Consider the following 26,192-nt stretch of genomic DNA (forward strand, 5'->3'; position numbering starts at 1 on the left):
CTCTTTTATCTGGGGATAGCTGGCTCAACGGCGAAGCAGTACGTATTTTTTTCTACTAAAAAGGTAGGTATGTCATGGCAGAGCAATTTGCTAAAGCTTGGGAAGGTTTTGCTGCAGGCGACTGGCAAAACGAAGTAAACGTTCGTGATTTCATTCAGAAGAACTACACTCCGTACGAAGGCGACGAATCTTTCCTAGTTTCTGAAGGTACTGAAGCGACTAACAAGCTTTGGGCTAAGGTAATGGAAGGCATCAAACAAGAGAACGCGACTCACGCTCCTGTTGATTTTGATACTTCAGTTATCTCTACCATCACTGCTCACGATGCAGGCTACATCGAAAAAGACCTAGAAACTATCGTAGGTCTTCAAACTGACGCTCCTCTAAAACGTGCGATCATCCCTAACGGTGGTATCCGCATGGTTGAAGGTTCATGCAAAGCCTACGACCGCGAGCTAGACCCACAAGTTAAAAAAATCTACACAGAATACCGTAAAACTCACAACCAAGGCGTTTTCGATATCTACACTCCTCAAATCATGGCGTGTCGTAAATCTGGCGTACTGACTGGTCTTCCAGATGCATACGGTCGTGGTCGTATCATCGGTGACTACCGTCGTGTTGCTCTATACGGTATTGACTTCCTAATGAAGGATAAATTCGCGCAGTTCTCTTCTCTACAAGAGCGTTTTGAGAACGGCGAAGACCTACAAATGACAATGCAGCTTCGTGAAGAGATCGCAGAGCAACACCGTGCTCTAGGTCAAATCAAAGAAATGGCTGCAAAATACGGTTGTGATATTTCTCGTCCTGCTGAAACTGCGCAAGAAGCTATTCAGTGGACTTACTTCGGTTACCTAGCTGCTGTTAAATCTCAAAACGGTGCGGCTATGTCTCTAGGTCGTACTTCTACGTTCCTAGACATCTTCATCGAACGTGATATCGCGGCTGGTAAGCTAACTGAAGAACAAGCTCAGGAAATGATCGACCACTTCGTAATGAAACTACGTATGGTTCGTTTCCTACGTACTCCTGAGTACGATGATCTATTTTCTGGCGACCCTATCTGGGCAACTGAGTCTATGGGTGGTATGGGTCTTGACGGTCGTACGCTAGTTACTCGTACAAACTTCCGTTTCCTAAACTCACTATACACTATGGGTCCTTCTCCAGAGCCAAACATCACTGTTCTTTGGTCTGAGCAACTACCTGAAGGCTTCAAGAAGTTCTGTGCGAAAGTATCTATCGATACTTCTTCTATTCAGTACGAAAATGACGACCTAATGCGTCCAGACATGAACTCTGACGACTACGCGATCGCATGTTGTGTATCCCCAATGGTTGTTGGTAAGCAAATGCAGTTCTTCGGTGCTCGTGCGAACCTTGCGAAAACAATGCTTTACACCATCAACGGTGGTGTGGATGAGAAGCTAAAAATCCAAGTTGGCCCGCAAATGCCTAAGATCGAAGGCGATGTTCTTAACTACGATGAACTGTGGGAGAAAATGGACCACTTCATGGATTGGCTAGCGAAACAATATGTGACTGCACTAAACGCTATCCACTTCATGCACGATAAGTACAGCTACGAAGCGGCACTAATGGCTCTACACGACCGTGACGTTAAACGTACTATGGCTTGTGGTATTGCTGGTCTATCTGTTGCGGCTGACTCACTATCTGCAATTAAATACGCAAAAGTTAAGCCAATTCGTGACGAAGACGGTCTAGCAATCGACTTCGAAATCGAAGGCGATTACCCTAAATTCGGTAACAACGACCCACGCGTTGATGACATTGCATGTGAACTTGTTTCTGTATTTATGGGCAAAATCCGTAAGCTTAAGACTTACCGTGATGCAATCCCTACTCAGTCAATTCTTACTATCACTTCAAACGTGGTTTACGGTAAGAAAACTGGTAACACGCCTGACGGTCGTCGTGCTGGTGCTCCATTTGCTCCAGGTGCAAACCCAATGCACGGTCGTGACGAGAAAGGTGCTGTAGCATCACTAACTTCAGTTGCTAAACTGCCGTTTGCTGACGCACAAGATGGTATCTCTTACACATTCTCTATCATACCTAACGCACTAGGTAAAGATGAGGGCTCACAACGCGCTAACCTTGCTGGTCTGATGGATGGTTACTTCCACCACGAAGCGGGTATCGAAGGTGGTCAACACCTCAACGTGAACGTTCTTAACCGTGAAACTCTAGAAGACGCAGTTAAGCACCCAGAGAAATACCCTCAGCTAACAATCCGTGTATCTGGTTACGCTGTTCGCTTCAACTCTCTAACTGCAGAGCAACAAGCTGACGTAATCGCGCGTACATTCACTGAGTCTCTATAAGACTATAGCGAAATAACGTTCTATTAATACAACAAAGGCTGATGCTAAGTAGCATCAGCCTTTTTTTATTTCTTGAATGAAAGTTGTGATATCGCGAAAGACTTTTGCCCGCATTCTTACGTATGATGCGAAAAAAGTTAGCAAATAAAGTCTATGAGATTTAGTAAATTAATTATTCTTACCCTTCTTTCTCCAGTTGCAATAGCATCCACTAAGTCTACGGTTTCTTTTACCATCGACAACGATGGTATTTTTGGCGTCGATCAAGACTATACGAATGGTGTTTTCCTTTCTTACGCGACAGACCAACTGACACAAGAAAGCCAATGGAAATGGCTGAGTCTAGCTAACTCAGAGCACGCCAATATCGATAAAATAGAGTTGGTTCTTGGCCACAAAATGTGGACTCCAAGCGACATTGAAGCCGATTATCCACTAATCAATGATCGCCCATATGCCGGTTACCTACACACCGAAATCAACTACCTTTCCCTAACGAGTGACAAAGCTGTACGGTACAATTTCACCATAGGAGCTACGGGTGAAAGTTCGCTATCAGAAAAGGCGCAAGAAATCGTTCACGGAATAACAGGATCGACGGACCCTCAAGGTTGGGATTACCAGATTGAAGATAAAGTTGCGTTCAGCCTTGGTTACCGCGTATTTAACAAATTGATGCGCAGCGAAGAACAAAAAACACAATGGGAGATCACCAACATTAACGACATCAATGCGGGTAACTTCCGTAGTGATGTCTCTCAAGGCGTCATGTTTCGTTGGGGTACAAACCTAGCGAATAGCATCGGAGCCGCCAATATCAGTGTCGAAAGCCCTTTCTCAGCAAGTATGATCGCTCAGAACACGTCGAGTTGGTTCTTGTTCACCGGGTTTGAAGGTCGTTACCGCTTTAATGACATGACTATCGAAGGAGATCGTCCTGGCATTCCTGAACCGTCAGCGCCATACGACGTCACACTGCAAAATTGGCAAGCAAGTGCCGTCGCGGGGGTATCTTGGTACAACCAAAATTACGGTGCAAGCATCACCTTTACAATTAAAACATCGGATTATGAAGAAGCCCAAACCGATGTTTATGGGACAGGCTCGTTCTCCGTGTTCGCCTTTTTCTAAAAACTGGATTATCCCAGCATCGAAGTCAATCTAGATACACGGCAAGTTCTCGGGATAGGTATTAACCACCTCGTGTTCAAGCGTTTATGTAGATTGGCTCCATCTATTTTCTTTCTTCAAATAACCTTGCCTTTAGTACCGACAAAGCTGTTTTAACCCTGCTTTTTGTAATAAAATAACAGCTAGAATTTACTAGTAATGAGAGCAAAAGATGTCAACAGCTGGTCGTATTCACTCATTTGAGTCATGTGGTACCGTAGACGGACCTGGTATTCGATTTATCGTCTTCTTGCAAGGTTGTTTAATGCGCTGTAAGTATTGCCATAACCGCGATACTTGGGACACGCATGATGGCAAAGAAGTCACGGTTGAAGAAATCATTTCCGAAGCGAAAAGTTACCGCCACTTCATGAATGCATCAGGTGGTGGCGTTACTTGTTCTGGCGGCGAAGCGATGCTTCAACCGGAATTCGTACGTGATTTTTTCCGCGCTGCTAAAGCCGAAGGCATTCATACATGTCTAGATACTAACGGTTATGTTCGTAAGCACACTGATGTTATCGATGAAGTACTGGATGCAACAGACTTAGTCATGCTTGACATCAAACACATGAAAGACGAAGTGCACCAAGATCTCATCGGTGTATCCAACCGACGCACATTGGACTTTGCTCGTTACTTACAAAAAATCGGAAAGAAAACATGGATTCGCTATGTCGTCGTGCCTGGTTACACAGATGACCCAGAAGCAGCACACATGCTTGGTGAATTTATTAAAGACATGGATAACATCGAAAAGGTCGAGTTACTTCCTTACCACAAATTAGGGGTTCATAAGTGGGAAGCGTTAGGCTTAGAATACCCACTCGAAGGCGTAAACCCGCCACCGAAAGAAACCATGGATGAAATTCAATCCATTCTTGCTCAATACAACGATAACGTAAAATACTAAGTGAACCGCAAGACTAACCTCTTTAAAATACCAGCTTATTGCTGGTATTTTTTTGATTATATCTAAGCCTTATCAGTGAGTTTCTCTGCGGTCATTTAGGTAGAAAAAGAACGATAGAAATGATTGCGTCATGTTCGCATAGGAAGGAAGTAACATGGATTTGTTTAACTTAGGCTCTCTTGTTGTCTCAATTTGGATAGTAGTAGTCTACTGCCTACCAGATTGGAAAAAAGTCGTTTGGCCCAAACTGGAAAAAGAGAAAGGATTTCAGCACCTCGTTTTTGCAACGCTCTTCTTTTTCAGTATTTTATGGACAGCTCAAGCAGGTGTAAAAGAAGGATTACAGATTCATTTTCTTGCACTAACAACACTGACGATGATGTATGGTTGGCGCATGGCATTTCTAATCAGTATCCCTGCAATGCTGGTCAACCACCTACTACATGATGTGTCCTTGCTACTCTTACCCACGTCGTTAGTTCTATCTGCCCTAATTCCGATTTTCATTAGTTACTTAGTGTTTCTTCTGAGTTACCACTACTTGCCACGAAACATTTTTGTTTTCATCTTCGTTGCTGGATTTTTCAATGGCGCGATAACAGGAAGTCTGCACCTCATCATTAACTCTTTTTATCACCTATCAGTTGGTCACTACGATTGGGAAACCATTCAACATAACTACTTTGTTTTTGTGCCGTTGCTCGCCTTTCCAGAAGGTCTATTAAATGGTATGGCACTGGCGGTTTTAACCGTATTCAAGCCAGAGTGGCTGAGAGTATTTTCAGACCGAGACTACATATACAATCATTACCATAAATAAGTGTTTTCAAACTGGTCAAAAGTGACAGTTCTTGCCATTTTTTAGTATTAAATATGTGTTGAGATCATGTTTCACTCATGTCTTAAGCGTTAACCTAAGCACATTAAAAATGTATTAGATATCTAGTGAGGTCACCATGGAAATGTCAAACGCTCAACGTTTGATTCTATCAAACCAATACAACCTTATGTCTCAACTTGATCCAAGTAATGCAGCCAAATACAAACGCTTACAAACGATCGTTGAACGTGGTTATGAACTACAAATGCGAGAGTTGAACAAAGATTTCGGCTGCCTCTCAGAAGCAGAATGTCGTGAGATCATCGACGTTATGGAGATGTATCATGCGATGCAAGAATCTTACAACATGCTAGACGATGAAGATCGCAGCAACGTAGATCAGCGCCGCTTGAAGTTCTTGGGATTTGATATCGCTTCAGAAGCACAACAAGTACATTACGTACGTTTTCTCATCGATTCTGAAGGTTTGTACCCTCAGTTTGACAAGGCAGATCATCACTTTAACAGCCAAATGCCGATGCTAGATAAATACCGCCGTATGCTGCAAACTTGGCGTAACTGCCCTCGTCAGTATCATTTATGTGAAAACGAACTAGCGCAAATCTTCAGCGCATAAAATGGTCGTCTAAGAATGAGGAGAGCGCCCGCTCTCCTTGTTATTTACCCTGTCACAAACTTATCTAAGACTTTGCTCTCTTCCTAGCTCTTTCACTTGCCTTGCTCAATGTAGAACAACGAATCACTGAGACTCTTCTGTCTTTGCCAAATATTTGATTTCTATTGCACCTATTCACGACATAAATTCGTCCTTAATAAAAGAGTGATTCAAATGTCACTTTTACAATAAATTCATAATTGTTAAGCAAAATTGCAAATCCCCGACTAGGCTTAAGTAGAGAAAGGCTGTGATTGAAAAATTCATATCCACCGCTCACCGTTGTAACGAAAAAACCGTCCATAAAGCAAAGTCTTTGGTGTCGCCAATCTTACATTCTGTACGAACCAAATGTGATAACAGGACGTATATTCAAACAACAACGAGCATAACTGTTGGTGGAAAGCCTGAATCAACGTTCGTCGGTAGACTGACTATTAAAGGGGAAAGCGACATGAGTATTTTCGACCACTATCAATCAAGATATGAAGCTGCAAAAGATGAAGAGATGTCGTTACAGGAGTTTTTAGCCCTGTGTAAAGATGACAAAAGCGCTTATGCTAATGCAGCAGAACGCCTACTGATGGCGATTGGTGAACCAGAGATAATCGATACGGCAAAGGATCCGAGACTAAGCCGAATCTTCTCGAATCGTGTTATCTCTCGTTATGAAACCTTTAAAGACTTTTATGGCATGGAAGATGCCATAGAACAAATTGTGTCTTACCTAAAACATGCGGCGCAAGGCCTAGAAGAGCGTAAGCAGATTCTTTACCTACTCGGCCCTGTAGGTGGCGGTAAGTCTTCGCTTGCAGAAAAGCTTAAGGCTCTGATGGAACAGATGCCTATTTATGTTCTTACTGCTAACGGCGAACGCAGCCCAGTGAATGACCATCCATTCTGCCTATTCAAAGCCACAGAAGATGGCGATATTTTGAAAAAAGAATATGGCATCGAGCACCGTTATCTTCGCTCGATCATGTCTCCTTGGGCCGCTAAACGTCTTCACGAGTTTGGTGGTGATATCACCAAATTTAAAGTAGTGAAAGTACGCCCTTCTATCCTTGACCAAATCGGTATTGCCAAAACTGAACCAGGCGATGAAAACAACCAAGATATCTCATCATTGGTTGGTAAAGTCGATATTCGTAAGCTTGAACACTATTCGCAAGACGATCCAGACGCTTACAGCTACTCCGGTGCGCTGTGTAAAGCAAACCAAGGTTTAATGGAATTCGTTGAGATGTTCAAAGCACCAATCAAAGTGCTTCACCCACTGTTAACAGCAACGCAAGAAGGCAACTTCAACGGTACAGAAGGCCTTTCTGCGATTCCATTCGACGGTATGATTCTGGCTCACTCAAACGAATCTGAGTGGCAGACCTTCCGTAACAACAAGAACAATGAAGCGTTCTTGGACCGTGTTTATATTGTGAAAGTACCTTACTGTCTACGTGTTTCAGAAGAAGTCAAAATCTACCAAAAACTTCTTGAAAACAGTGAGTTGTCTCAAGCCCCTTGTTCACCAAGCACGCTCGAGACTCTGGCACAATTCAGTATTCTTTCTCGACTTAAAGAGCCTGAGAACTCGTCCATCTTCTCTAAGATGCGCGTATACGACGGTGAAACGCTGAAAGATACGGATCCAAAGGCAAAAAGCTATCAAGAGTATCGTGATTATGCTGGTGTCGATGAAGGCATGAACGGTCTCTCAACACGTTTTGCCTTTAAGATTTTGTCACGCGTATTTAACTTCGACCAAACCGAAGTGGCAGCCAACCCTGTACATCTATTCTATGTGATTGAACAACAGGTTGAGCGCGAACAGTTCCCTGCTGAAACAGCAGAGAAATATCTCGAGTTCTTGAAAGGCTACCTAGTACCTCGATACGTTGAATTTATCGGTAAAGAGATTCAGACCGCTTATCTTGAGTCTTACTCTGAATACGGCCAAAACATCTTCGATCGATATGTCACCTATGCAGACTTCTGGATTCAAGACCAAGAGTACCGAGATCCAGAAACTGGTCAGCTATTTGATCGCTCTTCACTGAATGCTGAGCTAGAGAAGATCGAAAAAACAGCTGGTATTTCTAACCCGAAAGATTTCCGAAACGAAATCGTTAACTTTGTGCTTCGTGCGAAAGCGAATAACAATGGTCAAAACCCGGTTTGGACCAGCTACGAAAAACTGCGCACAGTAATCGAGAAGAAAATGTTCTCCAATACCGAAGAGCTACTTCCGGTTATCTCATTTAATGCGAAAACCTCTTCTGAAGATCAGAAGAAGCACGACGACTTTGTCGCTCGCATGATGGAAAAAGGCTATACCGAGAAACAGGTTCGCCTACTTTCTGAGTGGTACCTACGAGTACGTAAGTCATCCTAACCCAGTATTGAGTTAGGTCGCTTGTGAAACATGAAGAGGGCTATTTCATGGCGCAATTTATAGACCGAAGGCTCAATGGCAAGAACAAGAGCGCTGTTAATCGACAGCGCTTCTTGAAGCGCCACAAAGAGCAAATAAAAGAGTCGGTAGCAGACGCAGTGAATCGACGCTCGATTACGAATACGGAAACGGGCGAAGACGTCTCTATCCCTCACAAAGACATCAACGAGCCTATATTTCATCAAGGCAAAGGTGGTGTTCGCGAACGAGTTCATCCCGGTAACGACCAATTCATTACTGGTGATAAAATTGAGCGTCCCAAAGGTGGCGGTCAGGGTAGCGGCTCAGGAGAAGGGAACGCCAGTCCAGATGGAGAAGGCCAAGACGAATTTGTATTCCAAATATCAAAAGATGAGTACCTCGATATTTTGTTCGAAGATCTCGAGCTGCCTAATCTAGAAAAAAACCAAATTGCCAAAATCACTGAATGGAAAACACACCGTGCAGGCTTTCAAACTGCCGGTATCCCTTCCAATATCGCCGTAGTACGTTCTCTGCAACAATCTCTTGCGCGCCGTACTGCAATGACTGCTGGTAAGAAACGACTTCTTAAAGAGTTAGAAGACGAACTTGCTCGCATCAAAAATATTGAACCTGCTCAGCAGTTTGAAGAGAACCGCTTGAAGGCTGAAATTGAAGAACTGCGCAAGAAAATCGAAAGCGTGCCGTTCATCGATACCTTCGACTTACGCTTCAAGAACTATGAGAAACGCCCGGTACCATCGAGCCAAGCGGTCATGTTCTGTCTAATGGACGTATCCGGTTCGATGGATCAGGCAACGAAAGACATCGCAAAACGCTTCTATGTTCTTTTGTACTTGTTCTTAACTCGTACCTACGAGAATGTCGAAGTCGTCTTTATCCGCCACCATACCCAAGCGAAGGAAGTGGACGAGCACGAATTTTTCTACTCACAAGAAACCGGGGGTACCATTGTATCTAGCGCGCTCAAGTTAATGGATGAAATAGTAAAAGAGCGATACCCGATTGGTCAGTGGAACATATATGCAGCTCAAGCATCCGACGGTGACAACTGGGCAGATGATTCGCCAAGATGCCGGGATCTGTTAGTGAACAAATTACTTCCAAACTGTCAGTACTACTCTTACATAGAGATCACGCGGCGCTCGCACCAAACTCTATGGCATGAGTACGAAAAACTCACTGAAGAGTTTCCTAATTTCGCAATGAAAAACATTCGCTCTGTGGAGGATATTTTCCCAGTCTTTCGTGAACTATTCCAAAAAGAAACGGCGTAAGGAGGCTAGCGATGAATACCGCAACGAGAAACCTCTCAGGAGAGGCGCCTAAGAAGCGTAACAGTAAAGTGTTGCCAGATGGACCAGATTGGACATTTGAGCTGTTAGAGCGATACCACAAAGAAATTAAGCGTGTCGCGGAGCATTATCGCCTAGACACTTACCCTAACCAAATAGAAGTGATTACTTCAGAGCAGATGATGGATGCCTATTCAAGTATCGGCATGCCAATCAATTACAACCACTGGTCATTTGGTAAAAAATTCATTCAAACAGAGCAGAACTATAAACATGGTCAAATGGGGTTAGCCTACGAGATTGTGATTAACTCCGACCCTTGTATTGCTTATTTGATGGAAGAAAATACGGTAACAATGCAAGCACTCGTTATAGCGCACGCGTGTTACGGCCATAACTCTTTTTTCAAAGGTAATTACCTATTCCAAACGTGGACTGACGCCAGCTCTATTATCGACTATCTGCTGTTCGCCAAAAAGTATTTAGCCGAGTGTGAAGAACGATATGGCGTAAAAGAAGTGGAAAAACTGCTCGACTCTTGTCACGCGTTAATGAACTTTGGTGTAGACCGCTACAAGCGTCCAGAGAAAATCTCAATTACAGAGGAAAAAGCAAGACAAGAAGAACGCGAAGCATACCTACAATCTCAAGTTAATGAGCTTTGGCGCACGGTACCGACAGCCAAGACGAAAGAGGAAGACATTAAAGAGCGATTCCCAAGCGAGCCTCAGGAAAACTTGCTCTACTTCTTCGAAAAACATGCGCCGTTGCTAGAGCCGTGGCAACGTGAAGTTGTTCGGATCGTCCGTAAGATCAGTCAGTATTTTTATCCGCAAAAACAAACGCAAGTCATGAATGAGGGCTGGGCAACGTTCTGGCACTATACCATACTCAACCATCTTTATGATGAGGGCTTGGTGTCTGAAAAGTTCATTCTAGAGTTCTTACATAGCCACACCAGTGTCGTGGCTCAGCCGCCTTATAACAGTCCTTACTTTAATGGCATTAACCCCTACGCGTTAGGCTTTGCCATGTTCCGAGATATTAAGCGTATCTGCGAAGAACCAACTGATGAGGACAAGGAGTGGTTTCCAGACCTAGCAGGAACCGACTGGTTAGATGCAGTGCATTTCGCGATGCATAATTTCAAAGATGAAAGCTTTATTAGCCAATACCTTTCTCCGAAATTAATGCGTGATTTCAAGCTGTTTGCGATCAACGATGATGATCATAAGAACTTTATTGAAGTCGCTGCTATACACGATGAGATGGGTTATAAACGCATTAGAGAAACCTTAGCCGCTCAGTATAACTTATCTAATCTTGAGCCAAACATTCAGGTGTTCAATGTCGATGTCCGTGGTGATCGATCGCTTACGTTGCAGTACGTTCCTCACAACCGCATCCCACTTGATGATAGTTACGAAGAAGTTCTAAAGCACGTGTATCGATTATGGGGCTTTGATGTCATTCTCCAAGAAGTGAAAGACACCGGTCACCGAGAGGTGTTAGCGACCTGCCCTAAACGGAACCAATACGACACTAACATTTAACTAATACCGCGATACAAGTAAAACAAAAAGGCTCCTAATTCAGGAGCCTTGTTTATTCTTAAATCTATATGAGCATTTGTTACGCTTGCTTCTCAACAATCGCGCGCACGGCTTCTAGGTCTTCGGGCGTATCAACCCCTGCCGCTGGTGCTTCTTTCGCTACCGCCACATGAATTTTTTCACCGTACCAAAGCACTCGCAGTTGCTCAAGACACTCAATCTGCTCTAATGCACTTGGTGCCCAGTTGACATACGTATTAATGAAACCAGCTCGATAAGCATAAATACCAATATGACGCATTAATGGGTTGGCAATAGTTTTGTCTTGTTTAGCAAAGTTATCGCGATCCCAAGGGATGGTTGCTCGACTAAAGTACAACGCATAGCCTTGCTCATCTGCGACAACTTTAACAGCGTTCGGGTTGAACACTTCCTCTTCCGAGTCTATTTCTACAGCTAACGTCGCCATCGGGGCTTCACACCCAGATAAGTTATCAGCAACCTGACGAATGATGGACGGCGGAATCAAAGGCTCATCCCCTTGCACATTAACAATAATGTGGTCTGACGGAATAGCCATCTTTTCAACAACTTCGGCAAGACGCTCCGTACCTGATTCGTGGTGGGGAGAGGTCATACAAACTTTACCACCAAATGACGAAACCGCTTTCGCAACACGCTCGTCATCAGTTGCAACGATGACATCTTCCGCACCCGCTTGTAGCGCTTGTTCATAAACCCACTGAACCATAGGCTTACCACCAATATCCGCTAGCGGTTTACCAGGCAAACGGCTCGATGCGTAGCGCGAAGGGATGACAACCGTAAAAGACATTAGCGTCCCTCATCCATGCTCATAGTGCGAGCTTCAGGCTCTAGCAGAACTGGAATACCCTCTTTGATCGGGTAAGCAAGGCGATCCAATTTGCAGATCAACTCTTGATTATCTTTATCATACGTCAGCTTACCTTTGCAAACAGGGCAAGCTACAATCTCAAGTAGACGGTGATCCATAAGCCGCTTTAACCTCTTTTATTCTATTTAAAATTTGCTCTGCATCGTTTGATTCAAACTGGGCAGATACAGGCAGATACCACCAATTATCTTGCGCATAATGGCTGCACTTGACGGCATCTTTCTCGGTCATAATCACATTGGTCCCTTGTTGAGCCAATGCTTCTAATTCTTGTTGATCAAAGTCTTGATGGTCAGCAAAACCTTTTGTGACTTTAACATCTGCGTTCATCGAGTTTAGTGTATGAAAAAAACGCGGAGGATGCCCAATGCCCGCAAATGCGACGAGATCTTTCAACTCCGAGACATCCACATGTTGCTTAGTCTTAAGATTAATAGCTTTAGAGGGTGCTAAAGCCATTGCGATTTCGCCCGTATGCGCTTGACCGCCATTGGTGATGATAAAGTCGACTTCTTTAAGTCGCTCAATACCTTCACGTAAAGGACCTAATGGAATCAGGCTTTCATTCCCAAACCGGCGATTCCCATCCACAATCACTAACTCAATATCACGGCCTAACGCATAATGTTGTAATCCATCATCCGTAATTATGATATCCACATCCAAATCTAGCAGTGCTTTCACTGCATTTGAACGCACAGGATCTACCGCAACAGGTGCTCCTGTACGGCGATGAATCAACTTAGGTTCATCGCCACAATGCTTCGCTGGCGTATCTTCTTTTAGCACTAACGGATAGGCAGGAGCCTTTGCCCCATAACCACGAGAAACAACCCCCGGCTTAAAGCCCATTTGCTGTAGTTGCTCAACAAGCCACACAACAACTGGTGTTTTACCATTGCCACCAGCAGTGATATTGCCAACCACAACAACAGGTATAGGCGCATTATAAGCTTGCTTGCGGCCAGTTTGGTATTGCTTTCGCTTTGACTTGCTTATCGCTCCAAATAATAAACTCAGTGGCCACAAAAGCGGCCACAAGAGGTATTTTATTGGATGGTTTTCAAACCAGATTTTTTCAATCACCGCGCTTATTCACCAAACTGAATACGGTGCAATTGTGCATACGCACCATTTTTCTCAATAAGCTCAGCGTGGTTGCCACGTTCAATGATGGCACCATCATCAACCACAAGAATTTCATCGGCTTTCTCGATTGTGGATAAGCGGTGCGCTATTACAAGTACCGTTTTGTCTTTTTGCAGCTCATCAAGTGCAGCTTGAATAGCTCGCTCGGATTCGGTATCCAAAGCCGAAGTTGCCTCATCAAGAATCAGCACTGGAGCATCACGCAATAGAGCTCGCGCAATCGCAACACGTTGGCGTTGACCACCAGACAAGCTAGCACCATTTTCACCAATCATGGTATCAAGTCCATCATCCATTTTGCCGATGAACTCCATCGCATGCGCGAGTGTTGCCGCTTTCTCGATATCACTGCGCTCATATTGGCCATCCGTTGCGTACGCAATATTGTTTGCTATCGTGTCATTAAACAAATGAACATTTTGCGATACTAGTGCAAATTGCTGACGTAAATTCTTTAGCTCGTAATCACGAATATCATGCCCATCTAATGTGATAGAACCACTGTCAACATCATAGAAGCGGTTGAACAAGTTCGCGATGGTACTTTTACCTGAGCCAGAACGGCCAACTAGCGCCACCGTTTTTCCTCTTGGAATATCGAAGCTGACATTTTCCAATGCTGGTTTTTCTGCACCAGTGTAAGTAAAGCTTACGTTTTTAACTGAAACATCGCCATTTGCGCGTTCAACTGTCAACTTACCTTCGTTTTTCTCAGGCTCGAGGTCAATTAACGCGAAGAGCGTTTGGCTCGCGGCCATACCACGTTGGAACTGAGAAGTAACGTTAGTCAGCGCTTTAAGTGGGCGCATCAGACCAAACATTGCAGAGAACACAACAGTAAATGTACCTGGAGTCAGTTGCTCTTTAATCGAATCAATACTTGCTAAATAAAGAACGGCAACAATTGCAAGTGATGCAATCATTTGGATGATAGGGTTAGCCGCCGCTTGAGCCGTCACCAACTTCATGCTTTGTTGACGCATTTGGTTGCTGACTTTTTCAAATCGTTTACGTTCGATGTCTTGGCCGCCATAGCTCAACACAACTTTATGGCCTTTCAGCATCTGCTCTGCTGATGCAGTTACGTTACCCATCATGGTCTGCATATTTTTGGATATTTTTCTAAAACGTTTAGAAACAACACCAATACCCCATGCCACAACGGGAGCAACAGCAAACAGCACTAGCGACAATTGCCAGCTGTTGTAAAACATCAAGACTAACAGACCAATGATACTTGCGCCTTCACGCACAATGCTCACCAACGCTTGGCTAGTTGCCGCTGATACTTGCTCTGAGTCGTAGGTTATACGCGACAATAAGTTGCCCGTCTTTTCCTTATCAAAGTAAGACACTGGCATATGCATAAAGTGATTGAACACCATGCGACGGACTTGCATAACTACGTTGCCAGATACCCAGCTCAAACAGTAGGTGGAGACAAATCCACTTATGCCACGGATGAACATCATGGCAAAAATAATCAATGGAAGCGTGCGTAAAAAATCAGATTCAGCGTTCCCAAAACCTTCATCGAGTAGTGGTTTTAGTAGGGAAATCATATAGGTATCTGATATAGCATTAATAACTAATGCAATGACTGCAACGACAAGACCTGACTTATAAAGGCGAATAAATTGCCATAGACGCTTAAACGTCTGCCAAGTCGTTTCATCAGTATTTATCGACATAGAAGTGCTTTATTTTCTTACATTAAGACTCTCATTCTACTCCCTTACGCAGCATCTGCCTATACCAAGGCTCAAATGTATCGCTACGTTTGGTTTCTGAGCGCCAATTATCACGGTGAATAAAGAAGCTTACCTGACCACCCTCACCAGTATCAAGCCAAGTGACGCCAAGTTTTCGGTATGAAGCAACGACACTTTCCGCTGGCATTCCCCATCGATTGTTTTTTGCTAAAGAAGCAACCGCCACACTCGGGCTCACCGCCTCAATAAATCGAGGATTCGATGAACTTTTACTCCCGTGGTGAGGGACTAGCATCACATCGCTTTGTAACTTTCCGGGTTCTCTAAGCAAAATCCACTCGCTAATGGCCTCAATATCACCAGTAAAAAGCATACTAAAGTTAGAAATAGGGTCAGTAAGTCGTAATACACAGGAGTGCGGATTATACGCACGTTGAACAAGTGCAGGAGGCCAGAGCACTTCCATCTTTAATCCTTGCCATTTCCATTGGTCGCCTCTAGTGCAAGGCTCATATCCGATAAAGAATTGACTACTAAGTTTACGCTGTGGAGAAAAGGCATCTTCAATGAAAAAGCGGCCGCCTGCGTGATCATTATCGGAATGGCTTAGAATCAGTGTATCTATGCTTTCATAACCTCGTTGATGCAAAACCGGAGTGACGACCTGCTCTGCGATACTGCCGCTTTGCCATGCTTTACCAGTGTCATACAGCAACACCTTGTCGTCTTTTTCTACAACCACTGCAAGGCCATGACCTACATCTAATACATCGATACGCCAATGCGGTTCATACTCCGATGCAAGCTTGATACTAATAACGATGCCGAGTAACAAATACCACGCGTACTGAGACATGAACCGTTGAAATATTAAGCAAACCACTATAGCCATAACCAGCATTGTCATTTCCATGCTAATAGGTTGCCAAGAACCTATTGCGTACTGTATTGACGTGCTCAATGGCTGTAATGACCAGTCCACCAAATGCCACAGAGGCTTCGCTATCATTTCAAGAAACAAAGATGAGAACAGGGCTAGAAACATCAAGGGTACAACGATAAATCCGAACCAAGGAATAAATACCAAGTTGTAGGCTATTGAGGACAAACTAAAACCGGAGAAGAAATGGCCACTAACAGGTACGATTAAAGCGCTCAACATCAATTGAGTAAGCAATAACGCTTTTAACCTCGCTTTCCAACCTCCCCTTTGATGTCGAATCAAATTAATTGCGAGCAATACCGCACAAACGGATAGGTATGATAACCAAAAGCTCATACTGTAGGATGCAAAAGGTTGGACAAGCAGTTGTAGAGATACTGCAAGCAAAAGAACTCGCCAAGAAGTCCAGTGCACCAGAGTATACTTCAGGAGAACGTAAACAACGCATACCGACACTGCTCGCGTAGTAGGCAGAGAGAAATCCGCTAACCAAGCGTAGGCAACAGCAAAGATCAGCCCATATAAGCTAGGCAACAACTGGTATTGGGGTAATAGATAACGAACGGTACCGCCCACGACTAGCCCAAAAGTAAACGCCATACCAATATGTAAACCAGAAATGGAGACCAAATGCAGTAAACCACTGTCCCTGAGCGCTTGCCAATCTTCCTTAGACAACCAAGAACGGTCAGCAAAAACTAACGCACTTATTAACGAGAAATGATGAAGGGAAGACACATCATCAGCGACATCGGCAATAATGGATTGACGCAGAGATACATTAGAACGAACAATCCACTTAGCATCTTTGTTAACAACCGCTCGGGCGATAATATTTTTACCCATCGCGTGCTTTTCAGCATCAAAGCCAGCTTCGTTGCGTAGACCTGTAATCGGCTTTAACGAGATGGATGTCGTAAACTCACTGTTAACATCGAGTGGAAAAGGCGTAATAAGACGGATTTTAGGTTTAAGAAAAGGTAACAGAGTTTGAGAATTTACCGCTTCTATAGCGACAATACCTTCATAACCGTGACTTATTTGCGTAAAAGGGCTGTCAACTTTACCAATTATGGTAATATTCTCCCCTGCTTGAAAAAGGGCTTGTCTCTGAGACTCCAATACATTGCCGTGGACGATGACAACCATAAAGCCCGCAATTGCGCCTATGCTAATTAAGCCACGACGTAATTTGATTATTGAGCCAGTGGTTATTATTCCCAGCAGCAACCAACGCCAATCTGGTATTGTCGGCCACCAAGCTGACGAGATTACGCTCGCTACAAATAACGCCAAGGTCCAACTTTTTTCTGAGAGAGTCATGCTGTCCTATGCCTAGAAAGCTGATAAAACGCTTCATGCCAGATCATGAATTGATCAAACGCCAAAAAGCATTGAAGGTCTTCGGCAATGTGTTGTACAACCCAAACTTGTGGTGCTTAAACCGACGCTCGGCATCAGGGGCTTTTGCTGTCGGGTTATTTATGGCTTTTGTTCCGCTGCCGAGCCAAATGATCATGGCCGCTGGTTTGGCCATTATGTTGGGTGTCAATCTGCCCCTCTCCGTCGCTTTGGTATGGATCAGCAATCCTATCACTATGCCTGTGCTATTTTACTTTGCGTACAAGCTAGGTGCTCTAGTGATGCGTCTTCCCCCGCAACCTTTTCACTTTGAACTATCGTGGGAATTCATCATGCAGCAAATGAGCACCATTGGACCTCCATTTCTATTGGGCTGCGCAATTTGTGGGGTTGTATCCGCGATTATTGGCTACTTCGGAATTCGAGGGCTTTGGCGCTACTCCGTGGTACGGAGCTGGCAAAAACGCAAAATAAGATAAGACCTTACTGCGTAAAAATCAGCATTTGAGCTATCAGTTGAGGGGCATCTAACAGTTAGAATGAAACGCGATGTTACTCAAGTCGGATAAATACAAAAAAAGGACCGAATTCGGTCCTTTTTTTTTCGCATATTGTAAAACAATCAGCTATTTAGAACTCAGTACAGCCGCCGGATTCAGCCTTGCGGCACGAGAAGCGGGATACCACGTCGCAAGTAAACTAAGCACTATCGCCGTCACTGACACCAATGCCACATCTGGCCAGTGTAGTTGTGATGGTAAGAAGTCAACAAAGTAAATATCACCCGATAAAAACTGATGACCAATTAAGCTCTCTAACCCTTTAATTAACGGAGTCAGGTTTAACGCCACTAAGACACCGATAACACTGCCGACGAGACTGCCAAATACACCAGAGAATACACCTTGCCAAACAAAGATCCGTTTGATTAGGCTATCTTTTGCTCCCATTGTTCGCAAAATTGCAATTTCCGCCGCTCGGTCTTTCACTGCCATCATCAACGTAGACACAATATTAAAACATGCCACGCCAATCACCAGTACCATCACCAAGTACATAATGGTGCGCACGAGCTGAATATCGCGATACAAAAAACCAAACTTTTGCTGCCAGCTTTTCAAATACACGTAAACATCAACCATGCTACCAACCTCGCGAACAATAGAAGGCGCATTGAGAACATCGTCAGTTTTTAGTGAAATGCCTGTGACCCCTTCCCCTAACCTCGCGTATTGCTGCGCATCAGCTAATGGTACTAACGCTAGAGAGTGGTCGATTTGGCCATTCAACGTTAAGAACCCTGACACCTTCACGCGCACACGCTTAGGAGCCTGCACTTTATTTGCGCCGCCTGTTTGCGGAATCATTAACGTAACGTAATCCCCCACGGCGACATTTAGCTCGTTTGCTACACCTCGGCCTAAGATCACTTGCTGCTGACCGGCATAAAAGTTTTGCCAAGCTTCTTGGTCAATAAAATTCGACAAGCTCGACACCGCTTGCTCGAAAGTAGGCTCTACGCCACGAACTTCTATCGCTTTTAGCTTACTGCCTTTTTCTGCCAAACCCGTAAAACGAACGTACGGTGCTGCCGCGACAACATGTTCATGTTTTAGAGCTTGATTCATCGTTTTGGTGTAGTCATGAAGTGGTCCATTAACACCTTCTAACTCGCCGTGTGGGATCACAGACAACACACGCGATTGCAGCTCGCGCTCAAAGCCATTCATTGCAGACAAACCGATAATGATCACAGCAACGCCAACCGCTATACCAATGGTCGAAGAAAGCGATATGAAAGACACCATCTTGTTGCGCTTTTTCGCTCGACTGAAGCGACCACCAATCATCAAAGCTAAAGAGGTAAACAAAACTAGCCCTCCGCAGATGCTGTATCAGTCACAAAACGATCTACGAGCAAACCATCTTGCATGTGCATTTGACGATCCATTTTTGCTGCCAGCTCTTTGTCATGCGTGACAACCAAAAATGCAATGTTTGACTCTTTATTGAGCTCGCGCATCAAATCATAGATAGACAGTGCCGTATTGTGATCTAAGTTCCCCGTAGGTTCATCAGCCAAGACCAGATCAGGTTTATTCACCAATGCACGCGCAATCGCAACACGCTGACGCTCACCGCCCGATAACTCGGAGGGTCTATGTTGCATCCGATGACTCAAACCAACTTTATCTAACAGCGCTTTAGCCGCCTGTTTTGCATCCGCTACTTTAGCACCGCCAATCATCAGTGGCATCGCCACATTTTCAAGCGCAGTAAAGTCAGCCAACAAGTGATGAAACTGGTATACAAAACCAAGGTGCTTGTTGCGTAATGCCGCCTGTTTGTTCGAGCTCAAAGCTGATAGGTTTTGCCCTAGAAAATCAACTTCACCATGAGTTGCGTCATCTAACGCACCTAAAATATGCAATAAGGTACTTTTTCCCGAACCAGAAGAGCCAACAATAGAAACCAACTCCCCTTTGTCGATATCGAAACTTACGCCTTTCAACACTTCCGTATCTAACGAACCCTCTCGGTAGACTTTACGAATATCACGACATTCTAATAGCTTATTCATAGCGAAGTGCCTCAGCAGGTTTAACAGAAGATGCTCGATAAGAAGGATAAAGTGTAGCAGCAAGGCTAAGAGCAATCGCCAACACCACCACTAAAAGAATTTGCAGTGAATCAATCAAGATGGGTAGATGACCACCAAAGCTGAATAGCGCCACACCAGCAGATTCAAGAATCGCATTTAGATTAAGTGACAAGATCACGCCCGCAGCGCCACCAACAATCGCGCCAATTACACCACTGCTTGCACCTTGCACCATGAAAATGGTCATCACTTGAGATTGAGTCATGCCTTGAGTTTTCAATATTGCGACTTCTGATTGCTTCTCCATTACCACCATGATTAAAGCGGAGATAATATTGAATGCAGCGACACCCACAATTAGACCTAGCATAAGTCCCATCATGTTCTTTTCCATTTTCACCGCTTGGAAAAGCTCACCACGCTGTTCGCGCCAATCACTCCATTCCCATCCATCAGGCATGGGTTGGTCAGCAAAATCCGTCACCATAAATGGGTCAGAGAAAAAGACACGCCAACCAGAAACCGTGTCTTTAGGGAAACGCATCAGCTTAGATGCATCCGTCATGTTCACAATCATTAATTGACCATCAACGTCCGATCCCGTATTGAAAATGCCTGAGACAGTAAAGTTTCGCTGGCTAGGAATACGACCAAGTGGGGTAAACTGCGTCGCGTTGGTCACCATCAAGCGTACTTTATCCCCGATTGAGACCTTTAGTGAACGCGCCAAACTGTGACCCAAAAATACATTGTAGTCACCTGCTTGAAGTGACGATAATCGTCCGGCAATCAAATGGTTGCTAATCGGATCGCCTTTCTTAGGTTCAATACCGATGAGGTAACCAGCCGTCAGCTGTGCAGAACTCTGAATAACAGCCTCTCCTCTAACGATAGGCTCCGGCTGAGATTCACTCGACATCGCTTGAACAAATGGAGGGGCAGACTCGGTCATAGGCGCTTTTCCATCGTGTTGCGAAACCACGGCATGAGGTAGCACACCTAAAATGCGTTCTTTTAACTGCGATTCAAACCCGTTCATCACAGAAAGAACCGTCACCAACGCCATTACACCGATCGTAATACCCGCCGTCGACATATAAGAAACAAATCGGCTGAACCTATCTCCAGAGCGTCCCCGAAGATACCTTAAGCCAATAAACAATGAGATAGGATGATACATATAAGACAAACCAACTGGTTGTTTTGATATAAAGCTTTAGCGGATTATCTTACCTTACTCTTCTCATTAAGAAGACAAGAGAATCGCTAAATTTGTCAACGACATGCAATAAGTCTGTATTTAGGGCAAAAAGTTCAAGGACAAATCAGCTAAACTTGATAACTTCATTCAGTTAGCGATAATCAGTGCCCTATTTCTCTTTGTTTGTTGAGTGAACAGGGAGCGCTCACTGGCAAAAGGATCGACTATATGACAGAGCAAGAATACTTTACCGTCCATCATAACCTCACCATCAACGTCGAAACGTTGAGTGCGGACTTTGCTTTGCCAGATGAAGAAACATTTGCCTCCGAAATTCCAGCACCATTTATTGTCGCCAGTGAATTTAGTCACTTAGATATGTTGGCAGACAACGCGCGTCTAGAGCTGAAAAACAAAGAGTTAAAGCATGTGATCAACTTGCTTGATACGCAAAACGCGAAACTTAACCTCTTGTTGAGCTTTATGCTTTCACAACAAGATGACGCCTCCATTCGATATCAAACGACGCAGTTTGGTGCTAGTCAACTCAGTTTCCGCTCAGATACAGCGTTAACTACTCAACAACTCGTTCGTGTTAAACTGTTCCTCGATCACCCTGCTGCGGCGATTTACTGTTACGCTCAAGTAGAAGAATGTGATGCTTCAGAGCAAGATTTCATTATCACGCTTAGATACAAGATGCTCCGAGAATCTGATCAAGATTTACTGATAAAGGCGGCACTGTATCAACAACAAAAACTTTTACGTCAGCGCTCGATGGAGCGAGATAAAAAATAATTCCTATGACAAAAGCAACGATTCTTTCCGTCACCAACCCTTCAGAGCGTGGCGACAAAAAACAGCTAGGTAATTTGCCGGGCGCAGCTCTACCTCTAGCCATTGCAGAGCTAGCCAAGCAGCATTCGAGTCACTCGCTACTCGTTGTGCCTGACCCGCAAATCGCTTTAAAGCTTCAGGCAGAGATTGAGCAATTCACCGACCAAACGGTAAGCCTGTTCCCCGACTGGGAAACGCTGCCTTACGATAACTTTTCTCCGCATCAAGAAATCATCTCTGAACGTATCGCTCGCCTATACCAACTGCCAAGTCAACGTGATGGCATAACCATCGTCCCGGTCAGTACAGTATTGCAACGCCAATCGCCACGTGATTTTCTGTTGCAACACACTTTAATGGTGAAAACTGGTGATCGGCTCTCGCTAGAGAAGTTACGTGTACAACTTGAAAATTCTGGCTACCGCCATGTAGATCAAGTATTTGGACCAGGTGAATATGCAAGTCGTGGGTCTATTCTGGATCTCTTTCCTATGGGCAGCAATGACCCGTACCGCATCGACTTCTTTGATGATGAAATAGATACCATTCGCACGTTTGATCCAGAGAACCAACGCTCTATCGACGATATTCAGCAAATCCAATTGCTGCCTGCACATGAGTTCCCAACCACTAAAGAAGCGATTGAAGATTTCCGTACACGTTGGCGCACCCAGTTCGACGCACGCCGCGAGCCTGAATCAATCTACATGCAAGTGACCAAAGGCACGTGGCCCGCTGGTATTGAGTATTGGCAGCCGCTGTTTTTTGACCATACCGAGACTTTATTTGAATATTTGCCAGAAGACTCTCAAGTCATCACATATGGTGATATCGAATCTGCGGTCGATACTTTCTTAACCGATGTCGAATATCGATACGACCAGAAAAAAGTTGATCCGCTGCGTCCTCTTTTGACTCCTGAACAGCTTTGGTTGAAAAAAGACGAACTTTTCAGTCAACTAAAACAGCTCCCTATCGCTCAATTGAGCCTAGATAAAGTGGTTAAGCGTGCCGGTCGTCAAAACCTACCAGTACAATCGTTAGCCGAGCTTGGCGTTCAACAACAAAATAAAGAGCCGCTCTCGCGCCTTCGTCAGTTTAGTGAGCAATTCAGCGGCAAAATCGTTTTCTCGGTAGAGTCAGAAGGTCGTCGTGAAGCACTAACGGAGCTGTTGCAAGGCATCAAAGTTCGGCCAGTCGTACATGGCTCACTTTACCAAGCTCTAGACTCGGGTGATCGATTCAGCTTGGTCTTAGGCGCAGCAGAGCATGGTTTCATTCACGAAGAGCTGAACTTCGCTCTGATCTGTGAAAGTGATCTACTCGGTGACCGTGTTATCCAGCGACGCCGCAAAGATAAAAAAGCCGTCAACAGTGACACCGTTATTCGCCACCTTGCCGAACTAAAACCCGGCCAACCTGTGGTTCATATTGATCACGGTATTGGCCGCTACATCGGTTTACAAACACTTGAAGCCGGTGGTATGAAAACGGAATACGTCACCCTTGAGTATCAAAACGATGCCAAGCTCTACGTGCCAGTTTCATCACTGAATCTTATCAGCCGTTATTCTGGCGGCGCTGAAGAGAGTGCGCCACTGCATAAATTAGGTGGTGAAGCGTGGGCAAAAGCACGTCGTAAAGCGGCAGAAAAAGTGCGTGATGTCGCGGCAGAATTGCTGGATGTGTATGCAAAACGAGAATTAAAACCGGGCTTCAAATTTGAGCTAGATCGTGGGCAATACGCAACATTTAAAGCAACATTCCCGTTTGAAGAAACAGATGACCAAGCGATGGCCATCAATGCCGTATTGTCAGACATGTGCCAGGCAAAAGCAATGGATCGCTTAGTATGTGGTGACGTGGGCTTTGGTAAAACGGAAGTCGCTATGCGCGCAGCATTTGTCGCAACGGATAATAGTAAACAGGTCGCCGTACTCGTACCAACAACCTTACTTGCTCAGCAGCATTTCGAAAACTTCCGTGACCGTTTTGCCAACTTACCAATCCGAGTTGAAGTACTGTCTCGTTTTAAATCTGCCAAAGAACAAAAAGTCATTCTGCAAGACGTTGCCGATGGTAAAGTCGATATTGTCGTTGGTACGCATAAGCTGCTTTCGAGCGACATTAAATTCAAAGATTTAGGTTTGTTGATCGTTGATGAGGAACACCGCTTTGGGGTTCGTCAAAAAGAAAAAGTCAAAGCAATGCGTGCGGATGTGGACATTCTTACCCTCACCGCAACACCAATTCCACGCACACTGAATATGGCAATGAGTGGCATGCGAGACCTGTCGATCATCGCGACACCTCCTGCACGCCGTTTAGCCATTAAAACCTTTGTTCGACAAAAAGAAGAGCCAGTGGTCCGTGAAGCGGTACTGCGTGAAATTATGCGTGGTGGTCAGGTTTACTTCCTGCACAATCAGGTTGAAAGCATTGAAAAAACGGCAGAAGACTTACAGAAACTCATCCCAGAGGCACGCATTACCGTGGCTCATGGTCAAATGCGCGAGCGCGAACTTGAGCGAATCATGAATGACTTCTACCATCAGCGCTTTAATGTGTTGGTGTGTACAACCATCATCGAAACCGGTATCGACGTACCAACGGCGAATACCATAATCATGGATCGTGCGGACAATCTTGGCTTGGCGCAGTTGCATCAATTACGTGGCCGTGTTGGACGTTCACACCATCAGGCCTATGCTTACTTATTAACGCCACATCCAAAAGCCATGACCAAAGATGCCATCAAGCGTCTTGATGCGATTACTTCACTGGAAGACTTAGGTGCTGGCTTTACGTTAGCAACCCACGATTTAGAAATCCGTGGTGCTGGTGAGCTGCTTGGTGATGAGCAAAGTGGGCAAATTCAATCCGTTGGTTTTACACTTTATATGGAAATGCTGGAACAAGCAGTGCAAGCATTAAAAGAAGGCAAGGAGCCATCTTTGGATGAGCTGCTTCGTGAGCAAACTGAAGTGGAAATGCGAATCCCAGCGCTCTTACCAGATGATTACATTCCGGATGTAAACACACGACTGTCGATGTACAAACGCATTGCGAGTGTCACAAGCAGTGATGAACTATCAGAGCTAAAAGTGGAACTGATTGATCGCTTTGGTTTGCTTCCAGACGCAACAAAGAACTTACTTGCCGTCTCAGAATTGAAAATTTCGGCTGGTAGTTTAAAAGCGAAAAAGATAGAAGCCCATGATAAAGGTGGATTTATCGAGTTTTACCCTGATGCTGACATAAATCCAGCGTATTTAGTTAAACTGCTGCAATCACAGCCGCAAAAATTTGCAATGGAAGGTCCAACTAAGTTCAAGTTTAGCGTACCATTGGTGGACCGACGTAAACGCATTCAGTTTGTTCAAGACTTACTGAATGATTTTAAACAGAATTTATTACCAACGAGCTAATAGTCGAATGAGAATACTGATCCCGTTATTGCTTCTATGTGTCTCAATGCCCTCTTGGGCACAGCGCCAATTTGATATTGAAGTGATCATTTTCAAGCGAGCAGTCGACGCTGAAAGCACAACAGAATCTTGGCCGAATCAACTGCCAAAAATCGATATGGAAAATGTCGGTAGCCTAGAGAGTGAATCCTACCGCCGCTCTAAAGGCGTGACACTTTTGCCAAGTTCTTCTTTCCGTCTCAACGCGCAAGAAGCGGCACTAAATAATCATGCCGGCTTTAAAGTGCTTAAACACGTAGCCTGGCGTCAAGGTGACCGAGGTAAATCTAGCGCCCCAATTTTCCGCATCGTTGGCGGGCGAGATTTCTCTGATTCTTATCAAGCAGATGGCCGCCCAATCAATGGCAATCAAACATTTTCCAGCGACGGTTACAGTGAAGAGACGGTCAATGGTCCTTTATATGAACTAGATGGTCGATTCCAAATATACGTACAGCATTACCTCTTCGCCGAAACAACACTAGATCTGCGCGAACCAAGTGTTAGAGAGGTGCGTTTTGAACCAACCTCAACTGAGCAATTGGCGGATGACTTAGGTGAAGTAGATGGTAACGTCCAAGTAGGTAACTTGGCAGAAATATCGCCGACAGTAACCGAAGAGAAATTCCTGAAGAGTTATCGAATGGATCAAAAACGTCGTATGCGTAGCAGCGAAACTCATTACCTAGATAACCCGTTGATGGGTATGATCATTCAAGTTCGTCGGGTTCGATAAGCACGAGCGGTTCGACAAAGCGCAGCAAAGCTGCGCTTTGTTTTTATCTGCTATACCT

At 44.6% G+C, this 26,192-nt stretch carries 20 protein-coding genes; 12 read left to right on the plus strand and 8 right to left on the minus strand.

The window, feature by feature from the left end:
• Positions 1–74 precede the first annotated feature (74 nt).
• From pflB to R7M72_RS16035, 8 genes are all read left to right on the plus strand, one after another.
• Positions 75–2,351 (plus strand): formate C-acetyltransferase, encoded by a 2,277-nt coding sequence (pflB, locus tag R7M72_RS16000; protein ID WP_318056249.1) that lies wholly within the window; start codon positions 75–77, stop codon positions 2,349–2,351.
• Positions 2,352–2,504: 153 nt separating this feature from the next.
• On the plus strand, positions 2,505–3,482 hold the full coding sequence (locus R7M72_RS16005; RefSeq protein WP_318056250.1) for a lipid A deacylase LpxR family protein: 978 nt from the start codon (positions 2,505–2,507) through the stop codon (positions 3,480–3,482).
• 211 nt (positions 3,483–3,693) lie between these two features.
• Positions 3,694–4,434, plus strand: a complete 741-nt coding sequence (gene pflA, locus R7M72_RS16010) for a pyruvate formate lyase 1-activating protein (protein ID WP_318056251.1) — start codon at positions 3,694–3,696, stop codon at positions 4,432–4,434.
• A gap of 154 nt (positions 4,435–4,588) precedes the next feature.
• Positions 4,589–5,254 (plus strand): energy-coupling factor ABC transporter permease, encoded by a 666-nt coding sequence (locus R7M72_RS16015; RefSeq protein ID WP_054575461.1) that lies wholly within the window; start codon positions 4,589–4,591, stop codon positions 5,252–5,254.
• 136 nt (positions 5,255–5,390) lie between these two features.
• Positions 5,391–5,891: a YfbU family protein gene (locus tag R7M72_RS16020; protein ID WP_005378446.1), complete on the plus strand. Its 501-nt coding sequence runs from the start codon at positions 5,391–5,393 to the stop codon at positions 5,889–5,891.
• A gap of 493 nt (positions 5,892–6,384) precedes the next feature.
• Positions 6,385–8,319, plus strand: a complete 1,935-nt coding sequence (locus R7M72_RS16025; protein WP_005378447.1) for a PrkA family serine protein kinase — start codon at positions 6,385–6,387, stop codon at positions 8,317–8,319.
• A 47-nt stretch (positions 8,320–8,366) separates the two neighbouring features.
• Positions 8,367–9,638: a YeaH/YhbH family protein gene (locus tag R7M72_RS16030; RefSeq protein WP_005378448.1), complete on the plus strand. Its 1,272-nt coding sequence runs from the start codon at positions 8,367–8,369 to the stop codon at positions 9,636–9,638.
• Positions 9,639–9,649: 11 nt separating this feature from the next.
• Entirely contained in the window at positions 9,650–11,209 is a 1,560-nt protein-coding gene (locus tag R7M72_RS16035) for a SpoVR family protein (RefSeq protein WP_005378449.1), read from the plus strand.
• A gap of 79 nt (positions 11,210–11,288) precedes the next feature.
• Here the strand turns inward: R7M72_RS16035 and kdsB are convergent, their stop codons facing one another.
• From kdsB to R7M72_RS16060, 5 genes are read right to left on the minus strand one after another with little or no spacing between them, the layout of a single operon-like run.
• Positions 11,289–12,044 carry a 3-deoxy-manno-octulosonate cytidylyltransferase gene (gene kdsB / locus R7M72_RS16040; protein ID WP_017820020.1) on the minus strand — a complete coding sequence of 252 codons (756 nt, stop codon included), beginning with the start codon at positions 12,042–12,044 and terminating at the stop codon, positions 11,289–11,291.
• Positions 12,044–12,223 carry a Trm112 family protein gene (locus tag R7M72_RS16045; protein WP_005378451.1) on the minus strand — a complete coding sequence of 60 codons (180 nt, stop codon included), beginning with the start codon at positions 12,221–12,223 and terminating at the stop codon, positions 12,044–12,046. The genes kdsB and R7M72_RS16045 overlap by 1 nt, the downstream gene beginning before the upstream one ends.
• A complete protein-coding gene (lpxK, locus tag R7M72_RS16050) occupies positions 12,204–13,211 on the minus strand; it encodes a tetraacyldisaccharide 4'-kinase (protein WP_053303249.1) in 1,008 nt (335 codons plus the stop codon). The genes R7M72_RS16045 and lpxK overlap by 20 nt, the downstream gene beginning before the upstream one ends.
• A 5-nt stretch (positions 13,212–13,216) precedes the next feature.
• Positions 13,217–14,965: a lipid A ABC transporter ATP-binding protein/permease MsbA gene (gene msbA / locus R7M72_RS16055; RefSeq protein ID WP_042522131.1), complete on the minus strand. Its 1,749-nt coding sequence runs from the start codon at positions 14,963–14,965 to the stop codon at positions 13,217–13,219.
• A 31-nt stretch (positions 14,966–14,996) separates the two neighbouring features.
• Positions 14,997–17,252, minus strand: a complete 2,256-nt coding sequence (locus tag R7M72_RS16060) for a DNA internalization-related competence protein ComEC/Rec2 (protein ID WP_064376275.1) — start codon at positions 17,250–17,252, stop codon at positions 14,997–14,999.
• Between the two features lie 8 nt (positions 17,253–17,260).
• Here R7M72_RS16060 and R7M72_RS16065 point away from each other — a divergent pair, with 8 nt between their 5' ends.
• Positions 17,261–17,770 carry a DUF2062 domain-containing protein gene (locus tag R7M72_RS16065; RefSeq protein ID WP_005387834.1) on the plus strand — a complete coding sequence of 170 codons (510 nt, stop codon included), beginning with the start codon at positions 17,261–17,263 and terminating at the stop codon, positions 17,768–17,770.
• A 147-nt stretch (positions 17,771–17,917) separates the two neighbouring features.
• Here the strand turns inward: R7M72_RS16065 and lolE are convergent, their stop codons facing one another.
• Genes lolE through lolC form a run of 3 tightly spaced genes read right to left on the minus strand, consistent with a single transcriptional unit; the run spans position 17,918 to position 21,073 of the window.
• Positions 17,918–19,162 carry a lipoprotein-releasing ABC transporter permease subunit LolE gene (gene lolE / locus R7M72_RS16070; protein ID WP_025766930.1) on the minus strand — a complete coding sequence of 415 codons (1,245 nt, stop codon included), beginning with the start codon at positions 19,160–19,162 and terminating at the stop codon, positions 17,918–17,920.
• A gap of 2 nt (positions 19,163–19,164) precedes the next feature.
• Positions 19,165–19,872, minus strand: coding sequence for a lipoprotein-releasing ABC transporter ATP-binding protein LolD (lolD, locus tag R7M72_RS16075; RefSeq protein ID WP_005378457.1), 708 nt, complete (start codon positions 19,870–19,872; stop codon positions 19,165–19,167).
• Positions 19,865–21,073, minus strand: a complete 1,209-nt coding sequence (gene lolC / locus R7M72_RS16080) for a lipoprotein-releasing ABC transporter permease subunit LolC (RefSeq protein WP_315956922.1) — start codon at positions 21,071–21,073, stop codon at positions 19,865–19,867. The genes lolD and lolC overlap by 8 nt, the downstream gene beginning before the upstream one ends.
• 249 nt (positions 21,074–21,322) lie before the next feature.
• Between lolC and R7M72_RS16085 the strand changes: the two genes are divergently transcribed.
• From R7M72_RS16085 to R7M72_RS16095, 3 genes are read left to right on the plus strand one after another with little or no spacing between them, the layout of a single operon-like run.
• Positions 21,323–21,892: a hypothetical protein gene (locus R7M72_RS16085; RefSeq protein WP_017634743.1), complete on the plus strand. Its 570-nt coding sequence runs from the start codon at positions 21,323–21,325 to the stop codon at positions 21,890–21,892.
• Between the two features lie 5 nt (positions 21,893–21,897).
• On the plus strand, positions 21,898–25,359 hold the full coding sequence (gene mfd / locus R7M72_RS16090) for a transcription-repair coupling factor (RefSeq protein ID WP_170897183.1): 3,462 nt from the start codon (positions 21,898–21,900) through the stop codon (positions 25,357–25,359).
• A gap of 7 nt (positions 25,360–25,366) precedes the next feature.
• On the plus strand, positions 25,367–26,134 hold the full coding sequence (locus R7M72_RS16095; protein WP_021707672.1) for a peptidoglycan binding protein CsiV: 768 nt from the start codon (positions 25,367–25,369) through the stop codon (positions 26,132–26,134).
• Positions 26,135–26,192: the final 58 nt, after the last annotated feature.

This window comes from Vibrio sp. YT-18, assembly GCF_033337345.1.
Lineage (GTDB): Bacteria > Pseudomonadota > Gammaproteobacteria > Enterobacterales > Vibrionaceae > Vibrio > Vibrio alginolyticus.